General features: G+C 65.4%; 6 protein-coding genes. All 6 read right to left on the reverse strand.

The window, feature by feature from the left end:
• Positions 1-146 precede the first annotated feature (146 nt).
• The 6 genes from JWM94_RS00005 to efp all read right to left on the reverse strand — a co-directional run bounded on the left by JWM94_RS00005 (position 147) and on the right by efp (position 4,848).
• On the reverse strand, positions 147-707 hold the full coding sequence (locus JWM94_RS00005) for an NADH-quinone oxidoreductase subunit B family protein (RefSeq protein ID WP_299419238.1): 561 nt from the start codon (positions 705-707) through the stop codon (positions 147-149).
• Positions 704-1,078 (reverse strand): NADH-quinone oxidoreductase subunit A, encoded by a 375-nt coding sequence (gene ndhC / locus JWM94_RS00010; RefSeq protein ID WP_299419241.1) that lies wholly within the window; start codon positions 1,076-1,078, stop codon positions 704-706. The genes JWM94_RS00005 and ndhC overlap by 4 nt, the downstream gene beginning before the upstream one ends.
• A gap of 111 nt (positions 1,079-1,189) precedes the next feature.
• Positions 1,190-2,383, reverse strand: a complete 1,194-nt coding sequence (locus JWM94_RS00015; RefSeq protein ID WP_299419246.1) for a diguanylate cyclase — start codon at positions 2,381-2,383, stop codon at positions 1,190-1,192.
• Positions 2,384-2,424: 41 nt separating this feature from the next.
• Positions 2,425-3,303: a hypothetical protein gene (locus tag JWM94_RS00020; RefSeq protein ID WP_299419249.1), complete on the reverse strand. Its 879-nt coding sequence runs from the start codon at positions 3,301-3,303 to the stop codon at positions 2,425-2,427.
• The gene (locus JWM94_RS00025; RefSeq protein WP_299419252.1) at positions 3,303-4,115 is read right to left on the reverse strand and encodes an inositol monophosphatase family protein; all 813 of its coding nucleotides are present in this window, start codon (positions 4,113-4,115) and stop codon (positions 3,303-3,305) included. The genes JWM94_RS00020 and JWM94_RS00025 overlap by 1 nt, the downstream gene beginning before the upstream one ends.
• Positions 4,116-4,284: 169 nt before the next feature.
• Positions 4,285-4,848: an elongation factor P gene (gene efp, locus JWM94_RS00030; protein ID WP_299419255.1), complete on the reverse strand. Its 564-nt coding sequence runs from the start codon at positions 4,846-4,848 to the stop codon at positions 4,285-4,287.
• Between the last annotated feature and the right edge of the window lie 84 nt (positions 4,849-4,932).

A 4,932-nucleotide genomic window follows, 5' to 3' on the forward strand; every position in this document is an offset into this window, starting at 1 on the left:
CCGCACGACATCGACGATTTTGTCGGCCTGCACGCTCACCGTGAGCTGGTTGAACGCCACGGCATGACCGGTCGCAGCACCGGCGAGCGCGGTAACAATGGTCTGCCCCAAGGCGTCGAGCCTGACGTCATCCATTCCAAAAAACCTTAGCGTTCGATGGTTCCGGTGCGCCGGATCTTCTTCTGCAGCAGCAGCACACCGTAGAGCAGCGCCTCGGCGGTCGGCGGACAGCCGGGCACGTAGATGTCGACCGGCACGATGCGGTCGCAGCCGCGCACGACGGAATAGGAATAGTGATAGTAGCCGCCGCCATTGGCGCACGACCCCATCGAGATCACGTAGCGCGGCTCGGGCATCTGGTCGTAGACCTTGCGCAACGCCGGCGCCATCTTGTTGGTCAGCGTGCCCGCGACGATCATGACGTCGGACTGCCGCGGAGAGGCGCGCGGCGCGAAACCAAAGCGCTCGATGTCGTATCGCGGCATCGACACCTGCATCATCTCGACCGCGCAGCACGCCAGGCCGAACGTCATCCACCAGAGGCTGCCGGTGCGCGCCCACTGAAACAGATCCTCGGTCGAGGTGACCAGGAAGCCCTTGTCGGTCAGCTCACCGTTGAGGCCGTCGAAGAACGTCTGGTCGGGCGGCAAAATGCTCGAACCAGCGGCATTCATCGGCAACTCGACCGGGCCGGAATGTGGGGTCATTCCCAATCGAGCGCTCCCTTCTTCCAGGCGTACACCAGTCCGAGCGCCAGTTCGGCGATGAAGATCATCATCGACCCCCATGCCACCCAGCCGAGCTCGAACACGCTGACCGCCCACGGGTAGATGAACGCCGCTTCGAGATCGAAGACGATGAACAGGATCGCGATCAGGTAGAACCGCACGTCGAACTGGCTGCGCGGGTCCTCGAAAGCGGGAAAGCCGCACTCATATTCGCTCAGTTTTTCCGGATTCGGCTGGTGCGCGCCGGTGAAGCGCGCGGCGATCATCGGCAGGAACACGAACGCACTCGACAGCGCGAGCGCGACCCCTAGGAACAGCAGGATCGGCAGATATTCCGACAGGTCGACCACTTACTCTCTCTCGCAGGTGCGAAACACTGGCGCGTCTCTAGGACGGCACCCCAAATCGGGCAAGGGCGAGAGGTGTGAGAATGACTCGCAATTAGCGAGTCTTGGGGGTCTTCAGGCCGCGTCGGCGACGGCCGTGATCGTGCCGATTTCGTACCGGTTCCGCCCAGCCAGCTTGGCCTGGTATAGCGCCGCGTCGGCGGTCATGGTCAGTTCGTGCACCGACCGGCCCGGTGCGGGCTCGATCGCGGCGACGCCGAGGCTGATCGTGACCTTTTCGGGCAGGGCATAAGCGGGGTCGGTGCTGCATTTGGCGACCATCACGCGCACGCGCTCGGCGATCGACGCAGCGCCCGCCAGATCGACCCCCGGCAAAATCAACATGAATTCCTCACCGCCCTGCCGCGCGGCGAGATCGATCGGCACGCGGATGCCGGCCTGAAGCATGTCGGCGACCGCCTTCAGGGCGCGGTCGCCCTCGTCATGACCATGCGTATCGTTGAAGCGCTTGAACCGGTCGACGTCGATCGCGACCACCGCGAGCGATCCGCCGTTGCGCACCGCCCGCGTCCATTCGTCGCCCAGCCGCATGTCGCGCGAGCGGCGGTTGGCGAGCCCGGTCAGCGGATCGGTGCGGCTGACGCGTTCGAGCGCGTCGCAGGCTTGCTCGAGCTCGCGCCCGCGCTCACCGAGCGAATCGACCAGCGCCTGGTTGGTCGTGGCGAGACGGTAAGCGTGCAGCACCTTGGCCGCGAGACGGCGGCTGATCCCGAACATCGCCACCGTCAGCGCGAGACCGGCGCCCGCCAGCACGAGGTGCCCCGACCGTTCCGAGACCGCCAGGCCGAGCGCCGCGGCGAGCGACACCGGCGTCGCAAAGACCGCATAGACCGGCCAATAGGAGACGTTGGCGATGGTCAGGCTGACCGCGCCGAGCGCCATGCACACGACGAACATCACTTGATTGTCGGTGCCGACCGCCAGCATCCCGGCGACCGCGGCGCTCCACAGCATCCCAGACATTCCGGCGAACAGCACGAGCAATCGCGCGATCGACTGCGCGGGCATTGCCGCCATTCGCCCGGTGTGGAAAGCCAAAGCCGCGCCACTCCGCGCGGAGCACAAAATGAAGGTCGCGCCAAGCCAAGCTAGTAACCATGCGGCACGCTCGGGGCTCCAGAAATAGCCGGCCATGAGCGCCGAGCCGAGCAAGTCCATCGCGATTGTTGGAAGGGCCAGCGCATACACCGCCCCGACCCGTGTCCGCAGCAAGGCATCGTCGATCGGCGAGGGTGCGGCAATTGCCATCCTCCGCGCGTACGACCAGCCTGGTTAAGGCCGAGTTATGCCTAATCAGGCAGCGCGAAGCGGGCGATGGTCGCGGGCGTGGGGCGCGGTCCGGGCTTGTCGATCGTCGCCCAGCCTGAATCGGCGACCACCAGGATCGCGTCCCGCGTGACGAGAAGCTGAGTCGGGTCGGCTAGTGTGCCACCTTCGGCGAGCACTTTCAGGTCGAGAGCGCCATCGACAATGCGAAACGCCAGCAGCCGTCCGACCGAACCGCCATTCTGGATGCCGACATACCAGTCGCCCGCGCGCGCCAAGCCATCAACGCCGCGCACCGGCTTGCCGTCGAGCAAAACCAATTCGCGTTTGTCCGATGCCAGGTCGATCCGCGTGATGCCTTGCGAATAATCCGCGACAATCAACGATCTGCCGTCGGCCGACAGCGCGGACCCTTGTGCGCTCTTGCCCACCCCCGGTGCGACGACTGGGGTCAGCGCACCGCCCGAAACCCGGTAAACCGCCCCATTCCGCGAATCCGCGACGAATACTTGCCCGTCGCGCGCCGACACGTCGCCGACATGGAACGGCGCGGGTACCGCCAGCCGCTGGCGAACGTTCCCCGCCCGGTCGATCGCGATCAGCGCGCCGCGGTCGCATGGCGTCAGGCCGGCGACATCAAGACAATCGGTCGCGATCCACAGCAGCCCGCGCTTGGCGTCCCACGCCACACCGAGCGGCTGGCCGACGTCGCCGGGCAATGTCCATTCGCGTACCCGGCCATCGCGCCGCGCGATGATGGTGCGGTCGAGCACGCTCGACACCCAGATCGTGCGGCCGTCGCTGGCGATGCCTTCGACCAGCCGGTGAGTAGCGGGAATAGTGAACTCGACCGACGGCACGGCGGTCGTGGCGGCCAGCAGCAACGCCGCCAGCCCGCGCATCAGCGCAGCGCGCCCGCGACCAACTTGTGCAGCTTCGACTGGAGCACGTCGTTGGCGGCGAGGAATTCGCTGCGCTCCATCATCTTGTCGCCGCCGCGGAAGTCGGTGACGAAACCGCCGGCTTCGCGCACCAGTAACATGCCCGCCGCGACGTCCCACGGCTGCAGGTTCGATTCCCAATAGCCGTCATACCGTCCCGCCGCGACCCAGGCGAGGTCGAGCGATGCCGCGCCGAAACGGCGGATTCCGGCGACTTCAGGGGCGACCGCGCCGAAAATGCGGCTCCACTGCGCGAAGTCGCCATGCCCCATGAAGGGGATGCCGGTCGCGATCAGCGCTTCGGACATATCGCGCCGCGACGACACGCGCAGCCGCTGGTCCTGCAACCATGCGCCGCGGCCTTTTTCGGCCCAGAAGCTTTCGTCGGTCAACGGCTGATAGATCAGCCCCGTCGTAACCTCGCGCTTGCCGCCCGCCATCGGCTCCTCGACCGCGATCGAGATCGCAAAGTGCGGCAGGCCGTGAAGGAAATTGCTGGTGCCGTCGAGCGGGTCGATGATGAAGCGCGGCTTGTTGGGATCGCCGGGCAGTTCCCCGCCCTCCTCCGCCAGAATCGCCCAATCGGGCCTAGCGTGGCGCAATTCCTCGACCAGCGTCTGCTCAGCGCGCTTGTCGGCCATCGACACGAAATCGGCCGGGCCCTTGCGGCTGACCTGAAGGTGCTGGACTTCGTTGAAGTCACGACGCAATCGCGGCGCCGCCTTGCGCGCGGCGCGTTCGATGACGGTCATGATGCCGGAATGGGATGGCAAATCGAAACTCCAATTGCCCTCTCCCGCCTTCGCGGGAGAGGCTACGGAGACTTGGCGGCTTGCCGCCTAGTCGAAGTCGGTGAGGGTCTTTCTTCTTCAAATCGCTCTAAAAAGAAGGAAGACCCTCACCCAACCCTCTCCCGCGAAGGCGGGAGAGGGCTAAGAATGGCTAGTCCGCTCTCTTGACGTACGTCTGTTCATACACGTCGACGACGATCCGCGTCCCCGCGCCGATATGCGGTGGGACCATGATGCGCACGCCATTGTCGAGGATCGCCGGCTTGTAGCTCGATGAGGCGGTCTGGCCCTTCACCACGGCATCGGCCTCGACGATCGTCGCTTCGATCTGGTCGGGCAGCTGGACCGAGATCGGGCGTTCCTCCCACAGCTCCATCACGACATCTATGCCATCCTGCAGGAACGCCGCGGCGTCGCCCAGGATGCCCGCGTCGAGCGAGATCTGCTCGTAGTTGACCTTGGCCATGAACGTCAGCGTGTCGCCGTCGCGGAACAGGAACTGGAAATCGGTGGTGTCGAGCCGCACCTTCTCGACGCTTTCGGCCGAACGAAAGCGGACGTTGTTCTTGCGGCCGTCGATCAGGTTTTTCATCTCGACCTGCATATACGCCCCGCCCTTGCCGGGCTGCGTGTGCTGGATCTTGACGGTCTTCCAGATGCCGCCTTCATATTCGAGGATGTTGCCGGGACGAATCTCGACCGCGTTGATCTTCATGGGATAGCCTTGGAACGAAGGAAGCGCGGCCTTTAGCCAGCGGCGCCCGTTCCGGCAAGCACGGCCCCGAACGCCGCGACCGCT

The organism is Sphingomonas bacterium (genome assembly GCF_028289855.1).
Classification (GTDB): Bacteria; Pseudomonadota; Alphaproteobacteria; order Sphingomonadales; family Sphingomonadaceae; genus Sphingomonas.

Bases quoted from the DNA above. Each gene is read 5' to 3' on its own strand.
- JWM94_RS00005 (WP_299419238.1), bottom strand. From the start codon at position 707: ATGACCCCACATTCCGGCCCGGTCGAGTTGCCGATGAATGCCGCTGGT.
- JWM94_RS00015 (WP_299419246.1), bottom strand. From the start codon at position 2,383: ATGGCAATTGCCGCACCCTCGCCGATCGACGATGCCTTGCTGCGGACA.
- JWM94_RS00020 (WP_299419249.1), bottom strand. From the start codon at position 3,303: ATGCGCGGGCTGGCGGCGTTGCTGCTGGCCGCCACGACCGCCGTGCCG.
- efp (WP_299419255.1), bottom strand. From the start codon at position 4,848: ATGAAGATCAACGCGGTCGAGATTCGTCCCGGCAACATCCTCGAATAT.